Origin of the sequence: Magnetospirillum sp. WYHS-4 (genome assembly GCA_039908345.1) — a bacterium.
Taxonomy (GTDB): domain Bacteria; phylum Pseudomonadota; class Alphaproteobacteria; order Rhodospirillales; family GLO-3; genus JAMOBD01.
In genome coordinates this window covers 214679-238783 of the sequence record JAMOBD010000001.1, presented here as the reverse complement: position 1 = coordinate 238783, position 24105 = coordinate 214679, and the positions used below count along the sequence as shown (strand labels likewise).

25 protein-coding genes are annotated in these 24105 nt (G+C 68.4%); 20 read left to right on the top strand and 5 right to left on the bottom strand.

Annotated elements, in window-relative coordinates; translation table 11 throughout:
- Positions 1-148 precede the first annotated feature (148 nt).
- On the top strand, positions 149-1165 hold the full coding sequence (locus H7841_01180) for an aspartate-semialdehyde dehydrogenase (GenBank protein ID MEO5335495.1): 1017 nt from the start codon (positions 149-151) through the stop codon (positions 1163-1165).
- A 77-nt stretch (positions 1166-1242) separates the two neighbouring features.
- Positions 1243-1791 (top strand): protein phosphatase CheZ, encoded by a 549-nt coding sequence (locus H7841_01175; protein ID MEO5335494.1) that lies wholly within the window; start codon positions 1243-1245, stop codon positions 1789-1791.
- Position 1792: 1 nt separating this feature from the next.
- Here the strand turns inward: H7841_01175 and H7841_01170 are convergent, their stop codons facing one another.
- Entirely contained in the window at positions 1793-2572 is a 780-nt protein-coding gene (locus tag H7841_01170) for an alpha/beta hydrolase (protein MEO5335493.1), read from the bottom strand.
- A 27-nt stretch (positions 2573-2599) separates the two neighbouring features.
- Between H7841_01170 and H7841_01165 the strand changes: the two genes are divergently transcribed.
- The 8 genes from H7841_01165 (at position 2600) to H7841_01130 (ending at position 9804) form a co-directional block, all read left to right on the top strand.
- The gene (locus H7841_01165; GenBank protein MEO5335492.1) at positions 2600-3802 is read left to right on the top strand and encodes a glycosyltransferase family 4 protein; all 1203 of its coding nucleotides are present in this window, start codon (positions 2600-2602) and stop codon (positions 3800-3802) included.
- Positions 3802-4731, top strand: coding sequence for a glycosyltransferase family 9 protein (locus H7841_01160; GenBank protein ID MEO5335491.1), 930 nt, complete (start codon positions 3802-3804; stop codon positions 4729-4731). Before H7841_01165 ends, H7841_01160 begins: the two co-directional genes overlap by 1 nt.
- A gap of 236 nt (positions 4732-4967) precedes the next feature.
- A complete protein-coding gene (locus H7841_01155; GenBank protein ID MEO5335490.1) occupies positions 4968-5141 on the top strand; it encodes a hypothetical protein in 174 nt (57 codons plus the stop codon).
- Positions 5142-5291: 150 nt separating this feature from the next.
- On the top strand, positions 5292-5699 hold the full coding sequence (locus H7841_01150) for a hypothetical protein (protein ID MEO5335489.1): 408 nt from the start codon (positions 5292-5294) through the stop codon (positions 5697-5699).
- 44 nt (positions 5700-5743) lie between these two features.
- Positions 5744-6331 (top strand): BON domain-containing protein, encoded by a 588-nt coding sequence (locus H7841_01145; protein ID MEO5335488.1) that lies wholly within the window; start codon positions 5744-5746, stop codon positions 6329-6331.
- Positions 6328-7188 carry a transglutaminase-like domain-containing protein gene (locus tag H7841_01140; protein ID MEO5335487.1) on the top strand — a complete coding sequence of 287 codons (861 nt, stop codon included), beginning with the start codon at positions 6328-6330 and terminating at the stop codon, positions 7186-7188. The genes H7841_01145 and H7841_01140 overlap by 4 nt, the downstream gene beginning before the upstream one ends.
- Positions 7185-8138 (top strand): glutathione synthase, encoded by a 954-nt coding sequence (gene gshB / locus H7841_01135; protein MEO5335486.1) that lies wholly within the window; start codon positions 7185-7187, stop codon positions 8136-8138. The genes H7841_01140 and gshB overlap by 4 nt, the downstream gene beginning before the upstream one ends.
- A gap of 142 nt (positions 8139-8280) precedes the next feature.
- On the top strand, positions 8281-9804 hold the full coding sequence (locus H7841_01130) for a YifB family Mg chelatase-like AAA ATPase (protein MEO5335485.1): 1524 nt from the start codon (positions 8281-8283) through the stop codon (positions 9802-9804).
- A 2-nt stretch (positions 9805-9806) separates the two neighbouring features.
- Here H7841_01130 and hemW read toward each other — a convergent pair whose 3' ends face one another.
- Positions 9807-10925 carry a radical SAM family heme chaperone HemW gene (gene hemW, locus H7841_01125; protein MEO5335484.1) on the bottom strand — a complete coding sequence of 373 codons (1119 nt, stop codon included), beginning with the start codon at positions 10923-10925 and terminating at the stop codon, positions 9807-9809.
- Between the two features lie 40 nt (positions 10926-10965).
- Positions 10966-11985, bottom strand: coding sequence for a nicotinate-nucleotide--dimethylbenzimidazole phosphoribosyltransferase (gene cobT / locus H7841_01120; GenBank protein ID MEO5335483.1), 1020 nt, complete (start codon positions 11983-11985; stop codon positions 10966-10968).
- A gap of 82 nt (positions 11986-12067) precedes the next feature.
- On the opposite strand from cobT, the gene cobS reads away from it, so the two are divergent.
- The 5 genes from cobS to cobN are packed head-to-tail and all read left to right on the top strand — an operon-like array spanning position 12068 to position 18749.
- On the top strand, positions 12068-12793 hold the full coding sequence (cobS, locus tag H7841_01115; GenBank protein ID MEO5335482.1) for an adenosylcobinamide-GDP ribazoletransferase: 726 nt from the start codon (positions 12068-12070) through the stop codon (positions 12791-12793).
- Positions 12790-13413 carry a histidine phosphatase family protein gene (locus H7841_01110; protein ID MEO5335481.1) on the top strand — a complete coding sequence of 208 codons (624 nt, stop codon included), beginning with the start codon at positions 12790-12792 and terminating at the stop codon, positions 13411-13413. Before cobS ends, H7841_01110 begins: the two co-directional genes overlap by 4 nt.
- A 33-nt stretch (positions 13414-13446) precedes the next feature.
- Entirely contained in the window at positions 13447-13989 is a 543-nt protein-coding gene (gene cobU / locus H7841_01105) for a bifunctional adenosylcobinamide kinase/adenosylcobinamide-phosphate guanylyltransferase (protein ID MEO5335480.1), read from the top strand.
- A 34-nt stretch (positions 13990-14023) separates the two neighbouring features.
- Positions 14024-15025: a cobalamin biosynthesis protein CobW gene (gene cobW / locus H7841_01100; GenBank protein ID MEO5335479.1), complete on the top strand. Its 1002-nt coding sequence runs from the start codon at positions 14024-14026 to the stop codon at positions 15023-15025.
- Between the two features lies 1 nt (position 15026).
- Complete coding sequence (gene cobN, locus H7841_01095) at positions 15027-18749, top strand: cobaltochelatase subunit CobN (GenBank protein MEO5335478.1); 3723 nt, start codon at positions 15027-15029, stop codon at positions 18747-18749.
- On the opposite strand, the gene H7841_01090 is transcribed toward cobN, so the two are convergent.
- Together H7841_01090 and H7841_01085 are read right to left on the bottom strand one after the other, a co-directional pair.
- Positions 18722-19099 carry a type II toxin-antitoxin system VapC family toxin gene (locus H7841_01090; GenBank protein MEO5335477.1) on the bottom strand — a complete coding sequence of 126 codons (378 nt, stop codon included), beginning with the start codon at positions 19097-19099 and terminating at the stop codon, positions 18722-18724. The two genes, cobN and H7841_01090, sit on opposite strands and share 28 nt — an antisense overlap.
- On the bottom strand, positions 19096-19350 hold the full coding sequence (locus H7841_01085; protein ID MEO5335476.1) for a type II toxin-antitoxin system prevent-host-death family antitoxin: 255 nt from the start codon (positions 19348-19350) through the stop codon (positions 19096-19098). Before H7841_01085 ends, H7841_01090 begins: the two co-directional genes overlap by 4 nt.
- 239 nt (positions 19351-19589) lie before the next feature.
- On the opposite strand from H7841_01085, the gene ccmA reads away from it, so the two are divergent.
- The 5 genes from ccmA to H7841_01060 are packed head-to-tail and all read left to right on the top strand — an operon-like array spanning position 19590 to position 24027.
- Positions 19590-20228: a heme ABC exporter ATP-binding protein CcmA gene (gene ccmA, locus H7841_01080; GenBank protein MEO5335475.1), complete on the top strand. Its 639-nt coding sequence runs from the start codon at positions 19590-19592 to the stop codon at positions 20226-20228.
- Positions 20225-20902, top strand: a complete 678-nt coding sequence (ccmB, locus tag H7841_01075; GenBank protein ID MEO5335474.1) for a heme exporter protein CcmB — start codon at positions 20225-20227, stop codon at positions 20900-20902. The genes ccmA and ccmB overlap by 4 nt, the downstream gene beginning before the upstream one ends.
- Before the next feature lies 1 nt (position 20903).
- Positions 20904-22097: a glycosyltransferase family 9 protein gene (locus H7841_01070; protein MEO5335473.1), complete on the top strand. Its 1194-nt coding sequence runs from the start codon at positions 20904-20906 to the stop codon at positions 22095-22097.
- Positions 22094-22774 carry a class I SAM-dependent methyltransferase gene (locus H7841_01065; protein ID MEO5335472.1) on the top strand — a complete coding sequence of 227 codons (681 nt, stop codon included), beginning with the start codon at positions 22094-22096 and terminating at the stop codon, positions 22772-22774. The genes H7841_01070 and H7841_01065 overlap by 4 nt, the downstream gene beginning before the upstream one ends.
- Positions 22771-24027 (top strand): AmpG family muropeptide MFS transporter, encoded by a 1257-nt coding sequence (locus H7841_01060; protein MEO5335471.1) that lies wholly within the window; start codon positions 22771-22773, stop codon positions 24025-24027. The genes H7841_01065 and H7841_01060 overlap by 4 nt, the downstream gene beginning before the upstream one ends.
- Positions 24028-24105 lie beyond the last annotated feature (78 nt).

Genomic DNA, 24105 nt, shown 5'->3' with positions numbered 1-24105 from the left:
AAACCACGCGCGTCTGACGCGGGCGGCCGTCGCTGGCACGAGTTCAGCAACCCGGTGGCCCGCAGGAGCGATCCGCGGGCCGTCTACGTTTCAGGCAGCCTCCGGATCGCCACCCGGACGGGCCGGAGAGACTGAGGAGAACGAAGACATGGGCTACAAGGTCGCAGTGGTCGGCGCGACGGGCAACGTCGGCCGCGAAATGCTTTCCATCCTCGCCGACCGGAAATTCCCGGTGGACGAGGTGGTGGCGCTGGCGTCCCACCGCTCGGTGGGCAGCGAGGTCTCCTTCGGCGACAACGTGCTGAAGGTCAAGGATCTCGCCAAATTCGACTTCAAGGGGATCGATATCGTGCTGTCCTCGCCGGGGGCCTCGGTTTCCGCGGAGTACAGCCCGCTTGCGGCCAAGGCCGGCGCCGTGGTGGTGGACAACACCTCCCACTTCCGCATGGACCCGGATGTGCCCTTGGTGGTGCCCGAGGTCAATCCGGACGCCATCGCCGGCTACAAGAAGAAGGGCATCATCGCCAATCCCAACTGTTCCACCATCCAGATGGTGGTGGCGCTGAAGCCCCTGCACGACATCGCTCAGATCAAGCGCGTGGTGGTCGCCACCTACCAGTCCACCTCGGGCGCTGGCAAGGATGCCATGGACGAGTTGTTCAACCAGACCCGCGGCATCTACATGAACGATCCGGCCGGTAAGCATCAAAGGAAGTTCACCAAGCAGATCGCCTTCAATTGTATCCCACACATCGACAAGTTCATGGACGACGGGAACACCAAGGAGGAATGGAAGATGGTGGTCGAGACCCAGAAGATTCTCGACCCCGGGATCGCCGTCACCGCCACCTGCGTTCGCGTGCCGGTGTTCGTCGGCCACGCCGAGGTGGTCAACGTCGAGTTCGCCAAGGCGATCTCGCCGGAGGAGGCCCGTGCCGCCCTCAAGGCCGCCAAGGGCGTAAGCTTGGTCGACCATCGCGCGGACGGCGGCTACGTGACCCAGGCCGAATGCGCCGGCGAGGACGCGGTCTACGTCAGCCGCCTGCGCGCCGACCCCACGGTCAAGCACGGCCTCAACCTGTGGGTGGTGGCCGACAACCTACGCAAGGGCGCGGCGCTGAACGCGGTGCAGATCGCCGAGGAGCTGGCGCGTTCCTACCTGTAGGCCCTGGCTGGCGATCCCCCGGCGGTGTATCATGCCGCCGGGGGACGAGGCCGGGCCGGCAAGGGAAGGGCGAGGCGATGGCTGCGGACACCGACAGGCAACTCGATGCGCTGAAAGTCGAAGTCGTGCGCCTGTTCGAATGCATCCAGAAGATCAAGGGCGAACTGGCCTCGATCAAGCATCCCATGGCCCAAGTCGACCATTTCAACACGGTGGCCGACCAGCTCAACGCCATTGTCGGCAGCACCGAGATGGCGACCCAATCGATCATGGAGGCCACCGAGGCCATCCTGACCGGCGTCGCCCAGGCTCAGGAACATCCCGAGTCCGGCGCGCTCAAGCCCGAACTGTTCGGCATCGCCAACGCGGCCAACCGCATCTTCGAATCCTGTGCTTTTCACGACATCACCGGGCAGCGCATCTCGAAGATCGTGCGGACCATGCTCCTGATCGAGGGCACCCTGAACTCCCTGGTGGTGATCATGGGCGAGAACGCCCTGGCCGCCCTGCCCACCAACGTGGTCAAGACCATCGAGCGCGAAGATGTGGACGGCTCGCCCCTGCATGGCCCGGCGCTGGGCAGCGAAGGCATCTCGCAGGACGAGATCGACAAGCTGTTCGGCTGATTCAGCCGATCCGTGCCGACAGGGATTCCACGACGCCCACCAGCCGCTCCAGGTCCCGGGGTTCGGAAAGGCGGTGATCGCCTTCCTTGACCAGATGGATTTCCACGTCCGTGCCGTTCAGGGCCTCGGCGATGCGAAGCGCCGTCCGCCAGGGGACGTCGGGATCCTTCATGCCGTGGATCAATCGCACCGGCACGGTCAAAGGCAGGGGCGAACGCAGCACCAGATGGTTCCGGCCGTCGTGCAGCAGCTTTCGCGTGATCGGCGTCGGCTCGGGCCCGTAGGGGCTCGGCAGGTCGAGGACGCCGTCCCGTTCGATGATCGCCAGCTGCCCGGCCGACAGTTCCAGGGGAATCAGGTCCTCGGTGAAGTCGGGGGCGGCGGCGATACCGACCAGGCCGGCGATCCGGTGCGGCCGCGCCCGCGCCGTCAGCAGCATGATCCAGCCCCCCATGCTGGACCCCACCAGCACCATCGGACCCTCGGTCAGGCGGTCGAGGGCCAACACGGCGTCGGCCGCCCAATCGCCGATGCAGCCGTCCTCGAAGCGCCCCGACGACGCACCGTGGCCCGTATAATCGAAGCGCAGGAAGGCCCGTCCGGTGCGCCGGGCCCAGGCTTCCAGGGCCAGGGCCTTGCCGCCTTCCATGTCCGACTTGAAGCCGGTGAGGAACATTACGCCGGGCGACTTGCCAGGGGTGAAGCGGTAGGCGATAGTCCCTCCGTCGTCCTTGGCGAGCCGGGATGGCGGGGGGGTGTCGAAGGACGGGGCGTCGGTCATCGGCGGGCTGTCCACGGGTGAGGAACGATGAGTCAGGATCGTGACGATAGCATCGACAAGGCGCCGACGGCCACCCCCGGCCGCATGACGGCGACCGTCTTGCAAGTTCTGCCGGCGCTGGGCGCCCAGGGCGGGGTCGAGCGCGGAACCGTCGAGGTCGCCGCCGCCATCGTCGCCGCCGGCGGACGGGCCATCGTGGCTTCGGCGGGGGGACCGCTTGCCCATGAACTGGCGCGCTCGGGCGCCACCCACGTCACCCTGCCGCTCGCCAGCAAGAATCCCTTCGTCATCCAGGCCAACATCGACCGCCTGATGGACCTGATCGAAGCCGAGAAGGTGGACATCGTCCATGCCCGCTCGCGCGCGCCGGCCTGGAGCGCCTGGTTCGCCGCCCGCCGGACCGGGCGGCGTTTCGTCACCACCTTCCACGGCACCTACGGCGCGGCCAATTTTCTCAAGCGCCGCTACAACGCGGTGATGACCTACGGCCAGCGGGTGATCGCGATTTCCAGCTTCATCGCCGGCCATATCCGACAGAACTACGGCACCGCGCCGGCCAAGATCCGCATCGTGCACCGGGGCGTCGACCTCAACCGTTTCGACCCGGCCAAGGTCTCGGTGGAACGGGTGGTGGCGCTCGCCAAGGACTGGCGCCTCACCGACGGGCTGCCGGTGGTCATGCTGCCCGGCCGGCTCAGCCGCTGGAAGGGCCAGAAGGTGGTACTTGAAGCCGTCGCCCTGATGAACCGGCGCGACTTCCGCTGCGTCCTGGTGGGCAGCGACCAGGGCCGCACCGGCTATCGCGAGGAACTGGGCGCCTTCATCGAGCGGCACGGCCTGGGCGGCGTGGTGCGCTTCGTCGACCATGCCGCCGATATGCCGGCCGCTTACATGCTGAGCGACGTGGTGGTTTCCGCTTCCACCGATCCGGAAGCCTTCGGGCGGGTGATGGCCGAAGCCCACGCCCTGGGGCGCCCGGTCATCGCCTCCAACCACGGCGGGGCGCGCGAGATCGTTCTCGAAGGCAAGACCGGCTGGCTGGTGCCCCCCGGCAACGCCGAGGCCCTGGCGACGGCCTTGAACGAGGCGCTGGCCCTCACCCCGGCCGACCGGGAGCGCATCTCGCGGGACGCCATCGCCCATGTGCGGGCCAGCTTCACCACCGACCTGATGTGCGCCCGTACCCTGGCCGTCTATGCCGAGGTCCTCGGGATGGAGCCTCTGGCCTGATGGCGGGCGGGTCCATCCTGGTGATCAAGCTGGGAGCGCTGGGCGATTTCGTGCAGGCCCTCGGGCCGTTCGCCGCCATCCGTCGCCACCATGCCCAAGCCCGCATCGTTCTGCTGACGACCCGGGCCTATGCCGAATTCGCGGCGAGCCTCGGCCTGTTCGACGAGGTCTGGACCGACAGCCGCCCCAAGGCGGCGCAGATCGGCGAATGGCTGAATCTTCGACATCGGCTGCGCGGGGGCGGGTTCGTCCGGGTCTACGATCTCCAGACCTCCGATCGCAGTTCCTTCTATTACCGGCTGTTCTGGCCCGGCCCCTATCCGGAATGGTCGGGCATCGCGCGGGGCTGTTCCCACCCCCATGTCAATCCCCGGCGCGACACCATGCATACTGTGGAACGCCAGGCCGAGCAGCTCGCCCTGGCCGGCATTCCCGAGACACCGCCGCCCGACCTGTCGAGTATCCGGGCCGAAACGGGACGGTTCGAGCTGGACGAGGCTTTCGCCCTACTGGTGCCCGGCGGTTCCCCTCACCGGCCGGCCAAGCGCTGGCCGTCCGGCCACTATGCCGAGCTGGGCAACCGGCTGGCCGGGCGGGGGATCGAACCGGTGCTGCTGGGCGGCGCGGCCGAGGCCGACGACCTGGAAGCCATCGAGGCGCTCTGCCCCAAGGCCGTCAACCTGGCGGGTCTCACCACCTTCCAGGACATCGTCGCCCTGGCCCGCCAGGCCCGCCTCGCGGTCGGCAACGACACCGGTCCCATGCATCTGATCGCGCTTTCGGGCTGCCCTTCGCTGGTCCTCTATTCCGCCGCCTCCGACCCCGCGCTCTGCAGCCAGCGGGGCCCCCGGGTAACCCTCCTGCGGCGCGACGATCTGGCGGACTTGGGGGTGGACGAGGTGGAAGCCGCGATGAATCCCATTTTGTGATCCATTCTCGGCGACATTTCGCTAGCTTTCACTCGGGAAGATACCATTTCCAATGTTGACAATAGCCATTGCGTCGGGTTTTCTTGTTTGCCGCGTTGTAAGCGCCTGTCGATTGCGCTAAATATAATATCATTACGCAACACGCGGCGGGTTCGTGGAATGCGAACATCGGCGATGAGTGAGCGGAGGGCCGTGATATGACAACTCATGCAATTCCTGTCTACAGCGGACGGTGGGTGAGCAATTTCGGCGCCTTCGTGGGCAACTGGTTGATGCGGAACAAAGGCCGGAAATCTTCGGACGAGGAAGTGATGGCCTTCGAGAACGAGACCCAGGCCGACTTCGAGAAGGGGTTCGACGCCCTGCTTCTTCGCGCCCAGGAAAAGACCATCGGTACAGAGAAAAAATGAAAGCCTGACAATGGGGTGGGGCCGGAGCCTGTCGATGAACAGGTCCGGAGGCGACATATTCGACTGCGGCGCACGGCAGAATTGACTTGCGGCTATCTGAATCGCAGCGTAGGAGCACCGGCGCACAGCTATCGTCCCGACGATGGAACATTGCAGGACTGTGCGGTCGCATACGTCGAAGACCGCGATCACTTCAAGGACACCCATGGCTATATCGAGGGCACATTCATCAACCGTGCCAAGCAGGCGGCGCTGATGGTCCGGGTTATCATGGACCGCAAGCCAATCATCGTCGCCGACACCGCTCCGGACACCATCCACCGCTATGTGGCCAACGAGGCTTTCGCCCTGCGCTACGCCTTGAATCTCCTGCGGGTCCGGCTGACCGACATCCCGCTGCGGGTCCAAGACGACATCTTGTTCACCTTCCGCAACAATGAAGGCCTCGGGCCCAAGCTGCTCATACTCGCCATGCACGTCATCGAAGAGGCGTACTGCCGGATCGGCTGGTGTCGCCGCTTGGTGCGCCGGGTCCGCGCCTTCTGCCCCGGCGGATGATCGCTGCCCCTTGCACCTCCCGTCGTCTGCGCTAAGATGGCGCCATGCAGAACAACGTATTCCGGATCGCCGTTCCCCTTTTGATGGCTTTCGCGCTTTCGGCCTGCGCCGGCGCCGTGGTCGGCGGCGGGGCCGCGGTGGGCGTGGCCGCCTTCGAGGAACGGGGCATCGACGGCAAGGCCAAGGACCTCAAGGTCCAGGCCGGCATCTTCGAGAACTGGCTGCGCTACGATCATAGCCTGTCGGCCTACGCCACCATCGAAGTCTGGGAAGGCCGGGCGCTGCTGACCGGCGTCGCCAAGGACGAGGCCACGCGGGCGGAAATGGTCAAGATGGCCTGGGCGGTGGAAGGCGTGCGCGAGGTGCTGAACGAACTGCAGCTGGAAAGCGGCGGCTTCATCGATTACACCCACGATGCCGCCATCACCACCAAGCTGACGTCGCGCATCACCTTCGACAAGACGATCCTGTCCATCAATTATTACGTCAAGACCGTAAGCGGCGTCGTCTACCTGATCGGTATCGCCCAGGACCAGGGGGAACTGGACCGCGTGCTGGCCCATGCCCGCGACATCACCTATGTCAAGCGCGTCGTCAACCACGTGCGCCTGAAGGGGAACAAGCCCTCGTGACGCCGTCCCCGGACCTCCGGGACCGCCTGCGGCACGTCGGAACCCTGCCCGACGAAGATCTGGATGTGGGAGAGGCGGCTTTGCTGGCGGCCGCCGCGTCGCGTCCTGGCCTGTCGCTCGAACCTTATCTGCGCCATCTGGACGGCTTGGCCGCGGAGGTGGCTGCCCACGCCCATCGCCGGGCCGGCGAGGCCGGCCTGGGCCTCCGGGCCGAAGCCCTGCGCCAAATCCTCGGCCGGCGCTACGGCTACCTGGGGGACGAGGACGCTCCGGACGATCCGTACGCGTGGGACCTGCCGGGCGTCATCGACCGCCGCCGTGGGCTTCCGGCCGCTCTCGGCATTCTTTATCTTTCCGTCGCTTGGCGTCTGGGCTGGAGCCTTCAGGGCCTCGATTTCCCCGTCCGCCTGCTGGTGCGCTTAGAATATGGCGGCCGCCGGGTCATTCTCGACCCGGCCGACGGGGGCCGCGAGCGAACGGTCCAGGACTTGCGCGATTTCTACAAGGCCGCGGCCGGCAACGAAGCCGAATTGCGCCCTCAGGACTGGCGCCCGCTTGCCTCGCGCGAGGTTCTGCTGCGCCTGCAGAACCGCTTGCGCGCCGACCTGATCCGCGCCGGCCGCTTCCGCGAAGCTTTGGCCGCGGTGGAAGCCATGCAGCGGATCGTTCCCGACGCCACGCCGCTTTGGCGGGAGGCGGGCTATCTTCATGCCCGGCTCGACAATCTCCCGGCCGCCGTGGCGGCCCTCGACGACTACCTTGCCCGCTGCGGCCAGGATGCCGGCCGCGACCAGGCGGCTACCCTGTTACGGGACTTGCGCCTTAAATTGATCGGGCGGGAAGGAACCAAGCCATGACCCTGGAAGTCGCCATCCAGATGGACCCCATCGAATCGGTCGATATCGATGCCGATTCCACGTTCGTGCTGGCCCTCGAGGCGCAGCGGCGCGACTATGTGCTTTACCACTACCGGCCGCAGCAGCTTTCCTTCGCGCGCGGCAGGGTTCTGGCCCAGGCGCGACCTTTGGCGGTACGCCGTGCCAAAGGCGATCATTTCACCCTGGGCGAGGCGCGGACGGTGGACTTGGCCGACATGGACATCGTGCTAATGCGCCAGGACCCGCCTTTCGACATGGCCTATATCACCGCTACCCACATTCTGGAACATGTCCATCCCCGCACCCTGGTGGTGAACGACCCGGTGAGCGTGCGCAATGCGCCGGAAAAGCTGTTCGTCACCCATTTTCCGGACCTCATGCCGCCCACCTTGATCTCGTCGGACCGGAGCGAGATCGAGGCCTTCCGGGCGGAACACAAGGACATCATCGTCAAGCCCCTGTTCGGCAACGGCGGCGCCGGTGTGTTCCACTTGGCGCCCGGCGACGAGAACCTGAACGCCCTGCTCGATATGTTCACCCAGTTCTACCGCGAGCCGGCCATCGTGCAGCGCTACGTCCCCGAGGTACGCACGGGCGACAAGCGCATCATCCTCGTCGACGGCCGGCCGGCCGGAGCGGTCAACCGGGTGCCGCGGGCGGGCGAGGCGCGCTCCAACCTGCATGTGGGCGGGCGGGCCGAACCTTCCCGCTTGACGGCCCGCGAGATGGAAATCTGCGAAGCCATCGGCCCCGTGCTGGCCGAAAGGGGCCTGATCTTCGTCGGCATCGATGTGATCGGCGATTACCTCACCGAGATCAACGTCACCTCGCCGACCGGAGTCCAGGAGATCAATCGCTTCGACGGCCTTTGCATCGAATCCGACATCTGGGACGCCATCGAAAGGCGCTACGAGGCCAGCCGCCATTAGCCGCCCCTGCCCGGTCTGGTGCGTGCGGCCGGGCCATCATGGCAAAGATTCATCCCCGCGCGCATGAAAGTGGTTTCGGGCGTCCCTGCATGGTAGAACTCCTCCATCCGCCGCACCATTTCGCGGCAGATGGGGAGGGCGGATGGTCGCGCGGATCGATACGGTGGCGTTCCAGGGCATCGAGGTGGTGCCCGTCGACGTGCAGGTCCAGATCGCGGCCGGCATGCCGGCCTTCACCGTGGTCGGCCTGCCCGACAAGGCCGTAGGCGAAAGCCGGGAACGGGTGCGCGGCGCCCTTTCGGCCATGGGGCTGGCGCTGCCGCCGAAACGGATCACCGTCAACCTGTCGCCCGCCGACCTGCAGAAGGAAGGCAGTCACTACGACCTGCCCATCGCCCTGGGACTGCTGAGCGCGATGGGGGTCGTTCCGGAAGACGAACTTTCCCGCGCCGTGGCCTTGGGGGAACTGGCCCTCGACGGCTCGATCACCCGGGTCGCCGGGGCGTTGCCGGCCGCCATCCATGCCCTGGCGGTGGAAAAGGACCTGATCTGTCCGGCATCGCAAGGCGGCGAGGCCGCCTGGGCCGATGGCCTGAAGATCCTGGCGGCGCCCAGCCTGCTGGCCCTGGTCAACCATTTCAAGGGCACCCAGGTATTGGGCCAGCCCCGGCCCATGGCCGCGCCGGACGGCCGGGCCGATCTGGATCTCAAGGACATCAAGGGCCAGGAAACGGCCAAGCGGGCGCTGGAAATCGCCGCGGCGGGCGGTCACAACCTGCTGATGGTCGGCCCGCCCGGAGCCGGCAAGTCCATGCTGGCCCAGCGCCTGCCGGGTCTTCTGCCGTCCCTGTCGCCCCCCGAAGCCCTGGAAGTGACCATGATCCACAGCCTGGCCGGCCTATTGGACGGCCAGGGCTTGGTGCGGCGCCGGCCCTTTCGCGATCCCCATCATTCCGCTTCCATGGCGGCGCTGGTGGGCGGCGGGTTCAGGGCCCGGCCGGGCGAGGTGTCGCTGGCCCACCTGGGTGTGCTGTTTCTGGACGAGCTGCCGGAATTCCAGCGGGGCGTGCTGGACGCGCTCCGCCAGCCCCTGGAAACCGGCCGCGCCACCGTGGCCCGCGCCAACGCGCACGTCACCTATCCGGCCCGCATCCAACTGGTGGCGGCCATGAACCCCTGCCGCTGCGGCCACCTGGCCGACCCGCGCCAAGCCTGCACCAAGGCGCCCCGTTGCGCCCAGGACTACCAATCCCGCATTTCGGGGCCGTTGTTCGATCGTATCGATTTGCACATGGACGTGGCCGAAGTCAATCCCGCCGATCTGTCCCGCCCGCCGCCCGCCGAAGGCTCGGCCGAGGTGGCCGGCCGGGTGGCGGCGGCCAGGGCCCGGCAGACGGAACGATACGTCGGGGTCCCGGCCCAGGTGCCGATCCGCACCAACGCCGAAGCCGATGGCCGTCTGCTGGAGGAAGTCGCCGCCCCCGACGCCGAAGGCCGGCGACTGCTGGACGACGCCGCCACCCGGATGCATCTTTCGGCGCGTGGCTATCACCGGGTGTTGCGGGTAGCCCGGACGCTGGCCGACCTGGAAGGCGGCGGCGACGTGCGGCGCATCCATGTCGCCGAGGCCCTCAGTTACCGGCGGTTGCCGCCCGGTCGGAAATAGCATCACGCCAATAATCTTAACGTGACGGCGTTAAGGCAAAGGCGCCCGGTCGGAGTGGTTGCCAGCCGGCTTTCGTTGGACAGGCGAAGGTGGCCGGACTCGATCATCTCGATGATCCTGTCTATCGGGAGGCCGGCGGCGAGGTCCGGGCCAATGCCTTCGGCGAGCCGCAAGCCCAGCAGAACCGCCTCGTCCCGCCTTTCCTCCGCCGACAGGACGGTCCGGCCGGCCGTGCCGTGGCCCGCTCTCTCGACCGCGTCCAGCCAGCGAGCCGGGTCGCGGACTTGATGGATGGCCGCGGTCGTCCCGTCATCTCCGGTCAACCGTCCGTGGGCTCCCGGCCCGATCCCAAGGTAGCCGCCGCCCCGCCAGACATGCAGATTGTAGCGGCATTCCGCTCCCGGCCGGGCATGACTCGAGACCTCGTAGGCCGGTAGGCCGGCCCCGCATAAGATTTCCTGGGTGATCTTGTAAAGGTCGGTGCCGAGTTCCTCGGGCGCTTCCGCGACGCCATGGCGGCCAAATGGAGTCCCCTCCTCTACGGTCAACTCGTAGAGCGAAATATGATCGCGGACGAGCGGCAAGGCCGATTTCAATTCCGCAGCCCAGGACTCGCGGTCCTGGTTCGGGTGGGCGTAGATAAGATCGATGGAATGACGCGGAAAAATCCGGGCCGCCAACTCGACGGCATGTTGCGCCTCGGCCGCCGAATGCTCTCGCCCTAGAAAGGCAAGTGTCTGATCGTCGAGCGACTGGACGCCCACGGATAACCGGTTGATCCCGGCGTCGCGATAGGCGGCAAAGCGCCCCGCTTCGACAGAGGTAGGATTGGCCTCCAGGGTGACCTCGGCATCCGGTGCGATCCGCCAGAACCTATGGGCGGCCTCGATGGTCGCCGCCACGGTCTCCGGCGCCATCAGGGATGGCGTGCCGCCGCCGAAGAAGATGCTTTCAACCGTCCGCCCCCCGGCTTCGGCTGCGAAATGTTCCATTTCCCGCACCAGCGCCGCCCGCCAACGGGCCTGGTCGATCTCGCCGGCCGCGACGCTGTTGAAATCGCAATAGCCGCACTTGGACCGGCAGAACGGCCAGTGGAGATAGAGGGCGATGGGGGCGAACATATCCTCCAGGTTCCACCCGAAGGTCCCGCCTGTCAAAGGCTTACCCTTCCCGCCGACTGACCACCGCTTCGGCGAAGGTGGCCATGCCGGCGTGGCAGGCAACGGCGGCCTTGACCAGGGCGACGGCCAGGGCGGCGCCCGATGCCTCGCCCAGGCGCATGCCCAGGTCCAGCAGCGGCCTCTTGTCCAGCCGCTCCAGCAGCCGGACATGACCAGGTTCGGACGAAGCATGGCCGACCTGGCAATGATCGAGCGCACCGGGACGGCAGGCCTCCAGCACCGCCGCGGCCGAGGTGCAGACGTAGCCGTCCAGCATCACGGGCACCCGCTTCAGCCGGGCCGCCAGCACGGCCCCGGCGATGGCCGCCAGTTCGCGTCCCCCCACATGGCGCAGCACCTCCAGCCCGTCGGTCATGGCGGCCCGGTGCCGGGCCACGCCCTCGCCCACCACCCGGGCCTTGTTGGCCAGCTGGCTACCGGCCACGCCCGTCCCCGGTCCGGTCCAGAAGGCGCCGTCGGCCCCGAAAAGGGCATGGCAGATGGCGGCCGAGGGGGTGGTGTTGGCGATGCCCATCTCACCCAGCACCAGCAGATCGATGCCATCTTCCACCGCGGCCATGCCATAGGCGATGGCCTCCACGCAGTCGGCCTCGTCCATCGCCGGGGCCTGGGTGAAGTCGCGCACCGGGCGGTCGAGCGCCAGGGCCCCGACTCGCAATTCGATGCCGATGCTGGCGCAAAGCTGGTTGATGGCGGCGCCGCCGGCCTTGAAGTTGGCGACCATCTGATGGGTCACCTCGGCGGGGAAGGCAGATACCCCTTGCGCCGCAACGCCGTGATTGCCGGCGAAGACCACCGCCATGGGGCGGTCGACGGTGGGCGGGTGACGGCCCTGCCAGGCGGCCATCCAGGCCGCCAGTTCCTCCAGCCGGCCCAGGGAGCCGGCCGGCTTGGTCAACTGAGGCTCCCGCCGGGCCGCCGCGGCGGCGGCCTCCTCGTCGGGGCCGGGCAGGGCGACGAGCAGCTTGCGGACCTCGGCGAGGCTGGTGACGGGCGGCATGGGGTGGGTCCCTTCTTTCCAAGAATGAAACCCTCCCCTATAACGCCTGAGTGTTCCTGTCGAGCGGGGTGCAGCGAATCCCATGGTTATTCTGGTCAAGACCGCCTTCGGCTTCCTCACCCGCCTGCCCGTCCGCTTCGAATCGCCGCCGCCCCCCCTGGCACGAGCCGCCTTCGCCTTTCCCCTGGTCGGACTGGCGGTGGGCGGGGCGGGGGCCCTGGTTCTCCTCGGCGCCCTCCACCTGGGGCTCGGCCCCTTGGCGGCGGCACTGCTTGCCCTTGTCTCCCAGACCCTGATTACCGGCGGGCTGCACGAGGACGGCCTGGCCGATGTTGCCGACGGCTTCGGCGGCGGGGCCACCCGCGACCGCAAGCTGGAAATCATGCGCGACAGCCGCATCGGCAGCTTCGGCGTGCTGGCCGTGGTCTTCGGCATCGGCCTGCGTGCCGCGGCGTTGGCCTGGATCGCTCGGCCCGAGGATGCAGCTTGGGCGTTGGTCGCGGCCGGCATGGCTTCGCGCGGCTTCCTGCCTTTGGTCATGCGCCGCCTGCCACCGGCCCGCTTCGACGGTCTCGGGCAAGGCGCCGGCACGCCCACGGTCCCGGGCGCGACGGCGGCCTTGCTGCTGGGTCTCGCCGCCTGCCTGGGCACCGTGGGACCGCCGGCTTGGCTGGCCGGGCTGGCGGCGGCGGCCACCTTCGCCTTGCTGGCAAGGCGCCAGATCGGTGGCCAGACCGGCGACGTGCTGGGGGCCTGCCAGCAGGCGGCGGAAATCGCCATCCTGCTGATCGCCGGAGCCCGCCCATGACCGCTCCCGTGACCCGCTGGTGGTGGATCCGCCATGCCCCCGTCATCGGGTTCGAAGGCGTGGCCTACGGAGATGGCGACGTGCCCTGCGACATCTCCGACGGGACGCGCTTCTCCCGGCTGAGCGCGGCCTTGCCGAAGGGCGCCGTCTGGGTGGCGAGTCCCTTGTCGCGGGCCCGGCAAACCGCCCTGGCCCTGGGAGGCACACCGACGCTGGAGCCTCACTTGGCCGAACAGCATTTCGGCGCCTGGCAAGGACGACGCTGGGAGGAACTGCAGGACGGCACGGGCGGAGTCTGCGAGACCTTCTGGGCCGATCCCGGCAACAGCGCCCCGCCCGGCGGCGAAAGCTTCGCCCAGGTCATCGCCCGCACGGCCAGGGTGATCGACCGCCTGACAGAGGAACATTCCGGCCGCGACATCGTCGCCGTCGCCCATGGCGGCACCATTCGCGCCGCGGTGGCCTTGGCCCTGGGGCTGGAAGCCACCCGGGCCTTGGCCGTGGCGATCGGCAATCTGACGATTACCCGTCTCGACCACATGGGCGGGCCTATCCTGAGCGGACGGGGCGGCATCTGGCGGGTGAACCTGGTCAACGGCGACCTGTGCGGTCCGTCATGACGATTCGCGCAAAGCCGTGCTAGGATTCGACCCATGAAGACAGGAAAGCCTCTTCCCGCCGTAACCCTGGTTCTGGGCGGCATCCGTTCGGGCAAGAGCGCCCATGCGGAACAACTGACCACCGCGAGGGGCAACGGAATCTATCTGGCGACGGCGGAGCCGCGCGATGCCGAGATGATGCGGCGCATCGCGAGCCACAAGGAACGGCGCGGCGAAATCTGGACCACGGTCGAGACGCCTCTCGACCTCGTGGAGACGTTGCGCGAGATGACCCGCGAGGGCGCACCGGTACTGGTGGATTGCCTGACGGTCTGGCTGTCCAACCTGATGGAGGCCGGCCGAGACCCCGAAGCCGAGACCCGCTGCCTGATCGCCTGCCTGTCCGACCTCTCGGGGCCGGTGGTGCTGGTTTCCAACGAGGTCGGCCTGGGCGGCATCTCGTCCAACCCCCTGGCGCGGGCCTTCGCCGATTCCCTGGGCCACCTCAACCAGGCGGCGGCCATGGCGGCCGACCGGGTGGTGCTGGTGACCGCCGGCCTTCCCCTGGTCCTGAAGGATGTCGCCCAAAAGGACTGACAAGGACGGCCTCGCCGTGCTAGGGGATGGGGCCATGCAGAAGATTCCCGTCACCGTCGTCACCGGCTTTCTGGGTAGCGGCAAGACCACCCTGATCCGCCACCTGCTGGTCAATTCCGGCCGGAAGATGGCTTTGATCGTCAACGAGTTCGGCGATCTGGGCGTGGATCGCGACCTGCTGCTGGGCGGGCTGAAAAGCGCGTGCTGCGCCGACGACGTGATCGAACTGGCCAACGGCTGCCTCTGCTGCACCGTGGCCGACGAGTTCCTGCCGGCCATGGAGAAGCTGCTCGACCGGCCGCAGCCGCCCGACCACATCCTGATCGAGACCTCGGGCCTAGCGCTGCCCAAGCCGCTGGTCAAGGCCTTCCAGTGGCCGGCCGTGCGGGCGCGGGTTACCGTGGACGGCGTGGTGGCGATGATCGACACCCCGGCGGTGGCGGCCGGCCGCTTCGCAGACGGACCGGGTCCCGATTCGCCGCCCGACCACGACGCGCCGCTGGAGGAACTGTTCGACGACCAGTTGGCCGCCGCCGATCTGGTCATCCTCAACAAGCGCGACCTGATGGACGCCAAGGCCTACCAGGCGACCGGGGCCTTGGTGCGCGCCCGGCTGCGACCGGGCGTCAAGGCGGTGGAGACGGCCAATTCCTGGCTGCACCCCGACCTGGTGCTGGGCCTCGCGGCCAAGGCGGAGGACGCCATCGACGGCCGTCCTTCGCGCCACGACGGCGAGGAAGGCCACGACCACGACGATTTCGAAAGCTTCGTGGTGGACCTGCCGCCCGTCGAAGACCCCGACCGCTTGCGCCAACGGCTGATGGCGGCCGTCGCCAGCCACGACATCTTGCGCGTCAAGGGCTTCCTGGAGGTGCCGGGCAAGCCCATGCGCCACCTGATGCAGGCTGTGGGCCAACGCATCGAACATTACTACGACCGCTTCTGGCTGGAGGGGGAACCCCGGGCCAGCCGCCTGGTGGTGATCGGCCTCAAGGGGCTGGACCGCGTCGCCATCGAGGCGGCGATCCGGGACTGACATGCACCTGCTCGCCGCCAAGCCGGGCGAGATCGCGGACGGCACGGGCGCCGTCGACCTGGGCCAGACGCCGGGCGACATCGTCGTCCTGTCGGCCGCCGATTCGGACCTGTCCTGTCTGGCCACCGCCCGGGCCGCCTGTCCCGACGGCTTTCCCTCCCTGCGCCTCGCCAACCTGATGCGCCTGGGCCATCCGTTGTCGGTGGACCTCTATGTGGAAAAGATCGTCGCCCATGCCCGCTTGGTCGCGGTGCGGGTGCTGGGGGGGCGGGGATACTGGGCCTACGGAGTCGAACAGATTGCCGGTGCTTGCCGCGACGCCGGCATTCCCGTCGCCTTCCTCCCCGGCGACGACCAGCCGGATGCCGAACTGACCGGCTTTTCCAACCTGCCTCACGAGGCCGTCCACCGGCTCTGGCAGTATCTGGTGCAAGGGGGCGTCGACAACGCCCGTGCCTTTCTCGCCTACGCCGCCCACCTCATCGGCCATCCCGTCGATTGGCAAGAGCCCCGGCCCCTGCTGCGCGCCGGTCCGCACGGCGACTTCGTGCCCGACCCCACTCGCCCGGTGGCGGCTCTCGTCTTCTACCGCGCCCTGGTCCAGGCGGGGAACCTGAAGGCGGTCGACGCCTTGATCGAGGGCCTGCGCGACACGGGGCTCAATCCCTTGGCGATTCACGTCGCCAGCCTCCGCGATCCGGTGGCGGCGGCGACCTTGAAGCGCCTGCTGGCCGATCATCCGCCGGCCGTGGTCTTGAACGCCACCGGCTTCGCCGTCGGCATGGCCGGAGCGGAAACGCCGTTCGCCGCCTGCGACTGCCCGGTGTTGCAGGTGGTCTTCGCCGGCACCTCGCGCGAGGATTGGGCGAAGGGTACCCACGGCCTGGCGGCCCGCGACATCGCCATGAACGTCGCCCTGCCCGAGGTGGACGGGCGCATCCTGTCCCGCGCCGTAGCCTTCAAAGGAGTGGAACGGCGGGACGAACTCACCCAGTGCGACCTGACCGCCTTCGAGCCGGAACCGGACCGTATCGCCTTCGTCTGCGCCCTGGCCGCCAACTGGGCGCGGCTGCGCACCACCCCGCCCGCCGAACGGCGCGTCGCCCTGGTGCTCGCCAACTATCCCAACCGCGACGGACGCATCGGCAACGGGGTGGGCCTCGATACTCCGGCGGCGGCGGTGGGCGTTCTTCGCGCCCTGGTGGCGGCGGGCTACGACGTGGCGGGCATCCCGGACGACGGGGACGCCCTGATCCGCCATCTCCAGGAAGGCCCGACCAACGAAGGCCGGTCCTGCCGGCTGGTGCGGGAAAGCCTGTCGATCGCCGATTACCGCCCCGTGCTGGCGGCGTTGCCCGAGGCGGCCATGCGCCAGCTGGTCAAGCGCTGGGGCCCGCCCGAAGCCGGGCCGTCCCTGATGTGCAACCTGAACTTCGCCCTGCCGGTGGCCCGCTTCGGCAAGGTGGCCGTCGCCGTGCAGCCGGCGCGCGGCTACAACGTCGATCCAACCGCCAGCTACCATGACCCCGACCTGCCGCCCACCCACGACTACCTGGCCTTCTACGGCTGGCTGCGCCGCGTCTTCGACGCCCATGCGGTTATCCACCTGGGCAAGCACGGCAATCTGGAATGGCTGCCGGGCAAGGGCGTGGCGCTGTCGGCGGGATGTTATCCGGAAGCCGCCCTGGGCCCGATGCCCCATCTTTATCCCTTCATCGTCAACGATCCGGGCGAGGGGACCCAGGCCAAGCGGCGGGCGGGCGCGGTGATCGTCGACCACCTGACGCCGCCCCTGACGCGGGCGGAAACCTACGGACCCTTGCGCGATCTGGAACGCCTTGCCGACGAATACTACGAGGCGGCAGGGAGCGACATGCGCCGGCTGAAGGTGCTGAGCGAGGAAATCTTCTCGCTGATGCGCGCCACCGGCCTGGACGAGGACCTGGGCATCGGCCGCGAGGAGGCGGGCGAATCGGCACTCGCCAAGCTGGACGCCCATCTCTGCGAATTGAAGGAGATGCAGATCCGCGACGGCCTCCACGTCTTCGGCGAGGCCCCGCGGGGACGCCTGCTCGCCGACCTGCTGGTTGCTCTGGCACGGGTGCCGCGCGGCCGGGGCGAGGGACCGGATGCCTCCTTGCACCGGGCTCTGGCCGCCGACCTGGGGCTCGGCTTCGATCCCCTGGATTGCGCCATGGGCGAAGCCTGGACCGGTCCCCGCCCGGCCCTGCTGGACGATGGCACGGCCGATCCCTGGCGCAGCCACGGCGACACGGTGGAACGCCTGGAACTGCTGGCCGCCCGCCTGGCGGCGGGCGAAGGCCAAGCGCCCGGCCCGGCCTCGCGGATGGTTCTGGACTGGATCGCCAGTACCCTGCGCCCCGCCGTCGAAGCTTGCGGCGCCGCCGAGATGGCGGGCTTGCTCAGGGGCCTGGACGGCCGCTTCGTAGCCCCCGGACCTTCGGGCGCCCCTACCCGCGGCCGGCCCGAGGTCCTGCCCACCGGGCGCAATTTCTATTCCGTCGATACCCGGACCGTGCCGACCCCCGCCGCCTGGACTTTGGGCTGGAAATCGGCGGACCTGTTGATCCGCCGCTACCTTCAGGACCGGGGCGACTGGCCGCGCGCCATGGCGCTCACCGCCTGGGGCACCTCCAACATGCGCACCGGCGGCGACGACATCGCCCAGGGCTTGGCCCTGATGGGGGTGCGGCCCACCTGGGACGCGGCCTCCCGTCGGGTGACCGGATTCGAGATTCTGCCCCTGGACCTGCTGGACCGCCCACGGGTGGATGTCACATTGCGGGTTTCCGGCTTTTTCCGCGACGCTTTCCCCGGCCTGGTCGACCTGTTCGATTCGGCCGTGCGGGCCGTGGCGGCCCTGAACGAGCCGGCGGACCGGAACCCGCTGGCGGCCCGTGTACGGGAGGAACAAGCGAAGCTGGCCGCGGCCGGCATCCCCGAGGCGGAGGCGGGGCGGCGGGCTGGCTTCAGGGTCTTCGGTTCCATGCCCGGCGCCTACGGGGCCGGCCTGCAGGCCCTGATCGACGAAAAGGGCTGGGAAACCGACGCCGACCTCGCCCGCGCCTATGTGGCCTGGGGCGGCTACGCCTATGGGGGCGGAACGGGGGGCGAGGCGGCCCACGGCCTGTTCGAGGCCCGCCTGGGCCGCATCGAGGCGGTGGTGCAGAACCAGGACAACCGCGAGCACGACCTGCTCGATTCCGACGATTACTACCAGTTCGAAGGCGGCCTGGCGGCGGCGGTGCGTAACCTCTCGGGCAGCCAGCCGCAGGTTTTCCACGCCGACCACGCGCGGCCCGAGACTCCCCGCATCCGGACGCTGGAGGAAGAAGTCGCCCGCGTCGTCCGCGCCCGCGCCGCCAATCCCAAATGGATCGCGGGCGTCATGCGCCACGGCTACAAGGGGGCGTTCGAGATGGCGGCGACCGTGGACTACCTGTTCGCTTTCGCCGCCACGGCGCGCTGCGTCAAGGACCACCAGTTCGACGCCCTGTTCCAGGCCTACCTGGAAGACGAGACGGTCCGCGCCTTCCTCGCCGCCCACAACCCGGCCGCGCTCCGCGAGATGGCGGCCCGCTTCCTGGAAGCGCAGGATCGCGGCCTCTGGCGCCCGCGCCTCAACTCGACGCGGGCGTTGCTGGAAAGCTTACGGCACTCGCCCACGGGGTGGGTTCATGTCCATAGAACGGCGACCGAATAGGGCTCCATGCGCCGATCCGCCGTTACCAGAGTCAGGCCCTCGCAGCGGGCCTGGGCGATCAGCATGCGGTCGAACGGGTCCTCGTGATGGGGTGGCAACCGAGCCGCCTCGGCCGCATGACCGAAGCCGATGGGCAGCTTCCCGAATCCCGCCAGGTCGACCTGTTCCTCGACGTCACCGTCCAGGCGTAGTTTGCCGAGTGTCGACTTGATGGCGATCTCCCAGGCCGAGACGGCGCTGACCAAGACCTTCACAGCCGGATCGGCGATCATCCGCCGCGGCGCGCCGCCCAGGCGCGGATCGTCCTGCCACCACCAGACCAGCACATGGGTGTCGAGCAGCAACCTCACGCGGGGTCGTCTCCGCCCCCTTCGAAGGCAACTTGAACGGCGTCCGGCATGGGATCGTCGAAATCGTCGGCGATCCAGATCCTTCCCTTGAGCTGTCCGGGCTGCCGCGCGGCCCCGGCGGTTTCGACCGGCATCAGGCGGACCTTGGGTTTGCCGTTCTTGGCGATCACCACTTCCTCGCCCGCCGCGACCGCGTCGACCAGGCTGGAAAGATGGGTCTTGGCCTCGTAGAGATTGACGATCCTGTTCATGGCTCCATTATCCTACCCGGCGCCTGGTTGGTCAAGTTGGTCAAGCGGCCCGGTCCGTAGTCCCAGGGACCCTTGATGCCCTAATCAAGCCACAATCCGGTGCTTATATGGAGGGTAACAGAGACCCCCTCTCTGTCCCCTCGGCCGGCTCCCAAGCCGGCCCGGCGGCCGGGCTCCCCCCCCTCAGCCCGGCCGCCTTCGCTTTTCAAGGGCCGCTCTTTCGGATAGGGTGCGCGGCCATGAAGGGTTTTTCCGGCACCTCCCTGTCTTGCATCCGCGGCGAACGCGTCGTCTTCACGGGCCTCGACTTCGCCCTCGAGGCGGGGGGGGCGCTGGTCCTGATCGGCCCCAACGGCTCGGGCAAGTCGAGCCTCTTGCGCCTGATGGCGGGGCTGCTGCGCCCGGCGGCCGGCGTGCTGGCCTGGGACGGCGAGGCGGTGGACGAAGATCCGGAAGCCCATGGCGCCCGCCTCCATTACGTCGGCCATCACGATGCGGTGAAACCGGTGCTGTCGGTAGCCGAGAACGTCGCCTTCTGGGCTTCCCTGCGGGGCTTCGGGGCCGAAAGGGTGGAAGCGGCGCTGGCGACCTTCGCCATGAAGCGCCTGGCCGAGGTGCCGGGCCGCTTTCTTTCGGCCGGCCAGAAGCGGCGGGTCAACCTTGCGCGCGTCCTGGCCGCGCCCGCCCCCCTCTGGCTGCTGGACGAACCCACCACGGCGCTGGACAAGGCCTCCATCGCCGTCCTGGAACGAACCATCGCCCGGCACCGGGCCGAAGGCGGCATGGCGGTGTTGTCGACCCATGCGGAAATCCTGCTCGAAGACCCCCAGGTCCTGGATCTCGCCTTCTTCCAGCCCGGTCGGGAGAAGGCGGCATGAGCGGCACCTTCGCCCGCATGGCCGCCATCTTGAAGCGCGACCTGCGCCTGGCGTTGCGCCAGGGCATGGACAGCATGATGGTGGTCACGTTCTTCGTCCTCGCCGTGGTCCTGTTTCCCTTCGGCGTGGGGCCGGAGCCCAACATCCTGGCCCGCATCGCCGCCGGAGTGATCTGGGTGGCGGCGCTCATGGCGTCCATGCTGTCCCTGGAACGCCTGTTCGCCATCGACCACGAGGACGGCAGCCTGGAACTGCTGACCCTGGCGCCTCTGCCGCTGGAAGCCGCCGTGGCCGCCAAGGTTGCCGCCCACTGGCTGACCACCGGCCTGCCGTTGATCGCGGCCGCGCCCCTGCTGGCCCTGCTGCTCAACATGGACCTGGCGGGGTTCGCCATCCTGGTGCTGGCGCTCGCGCTCGGCACCCCCACCCTCAGCCTGATCGGCGCCGTGGGCGCCGCCTTGATCCTGGGCTCGCGTCGGGGGGGGGTGTTGCTGTCGCTGCTGGTGCTGCCGCTTTACATCCCGGTGCTGATCTTCGGCGTCAGCGCCGTGGACGCGGCCATCGCCGGGCTGGCCTTCAAGGCGCAACTGCTGATCCTGGCCGCCCTGCTGGCCGGGGCGGCGGCCCTTTGTCCCTTCGCGGCGGCGGCAGCCGTCCGCCAGGCCGTCGAATAGCATGATCGGGCATCGCCTCGCCGGCCACCGTTTCGAGGCCAACGCCTTCTGGCGCCTGGTGCCGGGCGGCATGCCGCGCCGCTGGTGGCTGTTCCGCCCCTTCGACTGGCTGGCCCGCCACTGGCCGGTGGGGCGTTCGCGCCAGGGGCTGCTGGTGATTCGCATGGACGGCATCGGCGATATGGTGCTGTTCCGGTCCAGCCTCGACCATTACGCCGAGGCCTTCGGCGTTCCCCGCGAGGACATCGTCGTGCTGGGCTGCAAGGCCTGGGGCGAACTGGCCGAAACTGTCTTTTCCGGCTACCGGACGATGGTCATCGACGAGCACCGCTTCGCCAAGCGGCCCTGGTACCGGTTCGGCGTCGCGCTGGCGGTCCGGCGGCTCAATCCGGCCATTACGGTCTGCGACCAGTTCTTCCGCCGGCCCCTGATGGCCGACAGCCTGGCCTGGATCGCCGGGGCGCCGCAAACGGCAATGTCCCTGCCCTACATCAACGAGGCGACGCGATCCACCTTCGCCTGGTACCTGAGCCAGGCGAGCCGGGTGGTCTTCACGGGCCATTATCCCTTGCACGAGGTGGCCCGGCATTACCGCTTCGTTTCCGAGATCCTGGGCCGCGAGGTGCCCGCCGTACCGCCGATGCTGGAATGGCGCGAGCGGGAACCCAAGGTCCCCAAGGGCGCCCCCTACGTGGTAGTCAACCCCGGCAGCAACGCTCCGGGCCGGCGCTGGCCGGTGGACAACTACCTGAAACTGGCCGACCGCCTGCATGCCATGGGTTTTCGCATCGTGGTGGTGGGCACCAGCGGCGAGAAGGCCGATGTGGAGCGCCTGAAGGCCTTCGCGGAAACGTCGGGCGTCATCGACCTGATCGGGCAGACGACCATGGACGAACTGATGGACCTTCTGAAGCATGCCGCCCTGGTGCTGACCAACGATTCCGGGCCCGCCCATCTGGCGGTGGCCTTGGGCGTCCGGACGCTGGTGGTGGTCGGCGGCGGCCATTTCGGCTGCTTCTTCCCCTACCCGGAAGGAATCGCGCCCGCCACGGTCCGCTTCGCCTGGACGGCGATGGACTGTTATCACTGCTTCTGGCGTTGCCCGAAACGGACCGACGACCGCGACGCCTTCCCTTGCGTCGCCGCAGTGACCCCGGAACAGGCCTGGGCCAAGGTTGAGGAGTTGCTGGCATGAGCGAGTTCTACGGCAGCTACGACGCCTTCAAGAACTACCGGCGCCCGGTCCTGAAGGCCAAGCACGTCCGCCGCTACGACCGCGAGTTCTGGGAACCGATGGCCTGCCGAACCCATATGGCGGTGCTCGAGATCGGCTGCGGCACCGGCCTGTTCCTCGCCTACCTGAAGGCCAAGGGCGTGGCGGAATTCCTGGGCATCGACCTGGACCCGGCGCTCGCCCCCCATATTCCGCCCGAGGCGGCCGACCGTTTCCGGGCCGGCGACGTCCGCGATTTTCTTGCTGCCGATGCCGAGGGGCGGCGCTTCGATCGGGTGGCGATGTACGACGTGCTGGAGCATTTCACCCACGAGGACGGCGCCCATTTGCTGCGCTCCCTGGGCGCGGTGCTCAATCCGGGTGCCCGGGTGCTGGTCAAGGTTCCCAACATGGGTTCGCCCTGGGGCGGGCAGTACCAGTTCGGCGACATGACCCACAAGGCGGCCTACAGCCCGTCCAGCCTGCGCCAGCTCGCGCTCGCTTGCGGCTTCGTCTGCACGCGCTGCCTGCCCCACCGGCTCGGCAGCCCCAGCCGGCAAGTCTTCGACCGGATGCTGCACGGGGTCCTGGGGCGGCTGGTCATGACCCCGCCCGAGATATGGTCGGCCAACGTCTTCGCGGTGTTCGACAAGTCATGACCGGCTGGGCCGACGCGTTCCGCATCTATCTCGACCGCCGCATCCTGACGGTCTTCCTTCTGGGCTTTTCCAGCGGCCTGCCCCTGGCGCTGACCGGCGCCACCCTAGCGGTACGCCTGACCGAGGCCGGGGTGAGCCTGGCCGCCGTGGGGCTGTTCGCCCTGGTGGGGCTGCCCTATACCTTCAAGTTCCTCTGGGCGCCTATCATGGACCGGGCGGGCCTGCCCATCCTCACGCCCCTGTTCGGCCGGCGGCGGGGCTGGATGCTGGCGACCCAAGGGGCTCTGATCGCGGCCCTGCTGGCGCTGGGCGGCGTCGATCCGGCCGGCCATCCCTGGGAAACGGCGGCCCTGGCCCTGCTGGTGGCCTTTTGTTCGGCCAGCCAGGACATCGTCGTCGACGCCTACAGGGTGGAAATCCTGGACGAGGCCCAGTATGGCGCCGGGGCGGCGGCGGTGCAGTTCGGCTATCGCCTCGCCATGCTGGCGAGCGGGGCGGGGGCCTTGTGGCTCGCCGATGCCGTGCCCTGGCCCACCGTCTATGCCGCCATGGCGGCGCTGGTGGGCGTCGGGGTGGCGACCGTGCTGGTCAACCGCGAACCGACGACGCCGTTGGCGGCAATCGGGCATCCCCGTTCCTTTCTGGCCTGGACGAAGGACGCCTTCGGCGGGCCCTTCCTCGACATGATCCGCCGCCACGGCAAGGGCGTGGCGCTGATCCTTGTCTTCGTCGTGCTTTACAAGTTCGGCGACGCCATGGCCGGGGTAATGGCCAATCCCTTCTATGTGAAGATCGGCTTCACCAAGTCCGAGATCGCCTCGGTGTCCAAGGTCTTCGGATTCTTCGCCACCATCCTGGGCACCGCCCTGGGCGGGGTGCTGGTGGCGAAGCTAGGCATTTTCCGGAGTCTGCTCGTCTGCGGGGTCCTGCAAGCGGCATCGAATCTGATGTTCGCCGCCCAAGCCGTGGCCGGGGCCGACCTCCAGTTCCTGATCGCCACCATCGGCATCGAGAACCTGTCGGGCGGCATGGGCTCGGCGGCCTTCGTCGCCTACATCTCGCGGCTCTGCAACATCGGCTATACGGGGACGCAGTACGCCCTGTTATCCTCCCTGGCGGCGCTGGGGCGGACGGGGCTCGCGTCCTGGGGCGGGTTCCTCGCGGAAAGCCTGGGCTGGGTCGATTTCTTCCTGCTCAGCACGCTGGCCGCCCTGCCGGGCATCGCGCTGATCTGGTGGGTGAGACGGGTGTAAATCTTCCGGCGCAATAGGCGCAGAAGCGGGGCCCGGAAGGTAGCCCTTCCGTTCTATGTTCCAACACATACGGCCACG

Coding starts and splice junctions, on each gene's coding strand:
- H7841_01165 (MEO5335492.1), top strand. CDS start 2,600: ATGAGTCAGGATCGTGACGATAGCATCGACAAGGCGCCGACGGCCACC.
- H7841_01180 (MEO5335495.1), top strand. CDS start 149: ATGGGCTACAAGGTCGCAGTGGTCGGCGCGACGGGCAACGTCGGCCGC.
- hemW (MEO5335484.1), bottom strand. CDS start 10,925: ATGTTCGCCCCCATCGCCCTCTATCTCCACTGGCCGTTCTGCCGGTCC.
- H7841_01170 (MEO5335493.1), bottom strand. CDS start 2,572: ATGACCGACGCCCCGTCCTTCGACACCCCCCCGCCATCCCGGCTCGCC.
- ccmB (MEO5335474.1), top strand. CDS start 20,225: ATGAGCGGCACCTTCGCCCGCATGGCCGCCATCTTGAAGCGCGACCTG.
- H7841_01160 (MEO5335491.1), top strand. CDS start 3,802: ATGGCGGGCGGGTCCATCCTGGTGATCAAGCTGGGAGCGCTGGGCGAT.
- H7841_01065 (MEO5335472.1), top strand. CDS start 22,094: ATGAGCGAGTTCTACGGCAGCTACGACGCCTTCAAGAACTACCGGCGC.
- cobN (MEO5335478.1), top strand. CDS start 15,027: ATGCACCTGCTCGCCGCCAAGCCGGGCGAGATCGCGGACGGCACGGGC.
- cobU (MEO5335480.1), top strand. CDS start 13,447: ATGAAGACAGGAAAGCCTCTTCCCGCCGTAACCCTGGTTCTGGGCGGC.
- H7841_01130 (MEO5335485.1), top strand. CDS start 8,281: ATGGTCGCGCGGATCGATACGGTGGCGTTCCAGGGCATCGAGGTGGTG.
- H7841_01175 (MEO5335494.1), top strand. CDS start 1,243: ATGGCTGCGGACACCGACAGGCAACTCGATGCGCTGAAAGTCGAAGTC.
- gshB (MEO5335486.1), top strand. CDS start 7,185: ATGACCCTGGAAGTCGCCATCCAGATGGACCCCATCGAATCGGTCGAT.
- H7841_01070 (MEO5335473.1), top strand. CDS start 20,904: ATGATCGGGCATCGCCTCGCCGGCCACCGTTTCGAGGCCAACGCCTTC.
- H7841_01145 (MEO5335488.1), top strand. CDS start 5,744: ATGCAGAACAACGTATTCCGGATCGCCGTTCCCCTTTTGATGGCTTTC.
- cobS (MEO5335482.1), top strand. CDS start 12,068: ATGGTTATTCTGGTCAAGACCGCCTTCGGCTTCCTCACCCGCCTGCCC.
- H7841_01110 (MEO5335481.1), top strand. CDS start 12,790: ATGACCGCTCCCGTGACCCGCTGGTGGTGGATCCGCCATGCCCCCGTC.
- H7841_01085 (MEO5335476.1), bottom strand. CDS start 19,350: ATGAACAGGATCGTCAATCTCTACGAGGCCAAGACCCATCTTTCCAGC.
- H7841_01060 (MEO5335471.1), top strand. CDS start 22,771: ATGACCGGCTGGGCCGACGCGTTCCGCATCTATCTCGACCGCCGCATC.
- cobW (MEO5335479.1), top strand. CDS start 14,024: ATGCAGAAGATTCCCGTCACCGTCGTCACCGGCTTTCTGGGTAGCGGC.
- cobT (MEO5335483.1), bottom strand. CDS start 11,985: ATGCCGCCCGTCACCAGCCTCGCCGAGGTCCGCAAGCTGCTCGTCGCC.
- ccmA (MEO5335475.1), top strand. CDS start 19,590: ATGAAGGGTTTTTCCGGCACCTCCCTGTCTTGCATCCGCGGCGAACGC.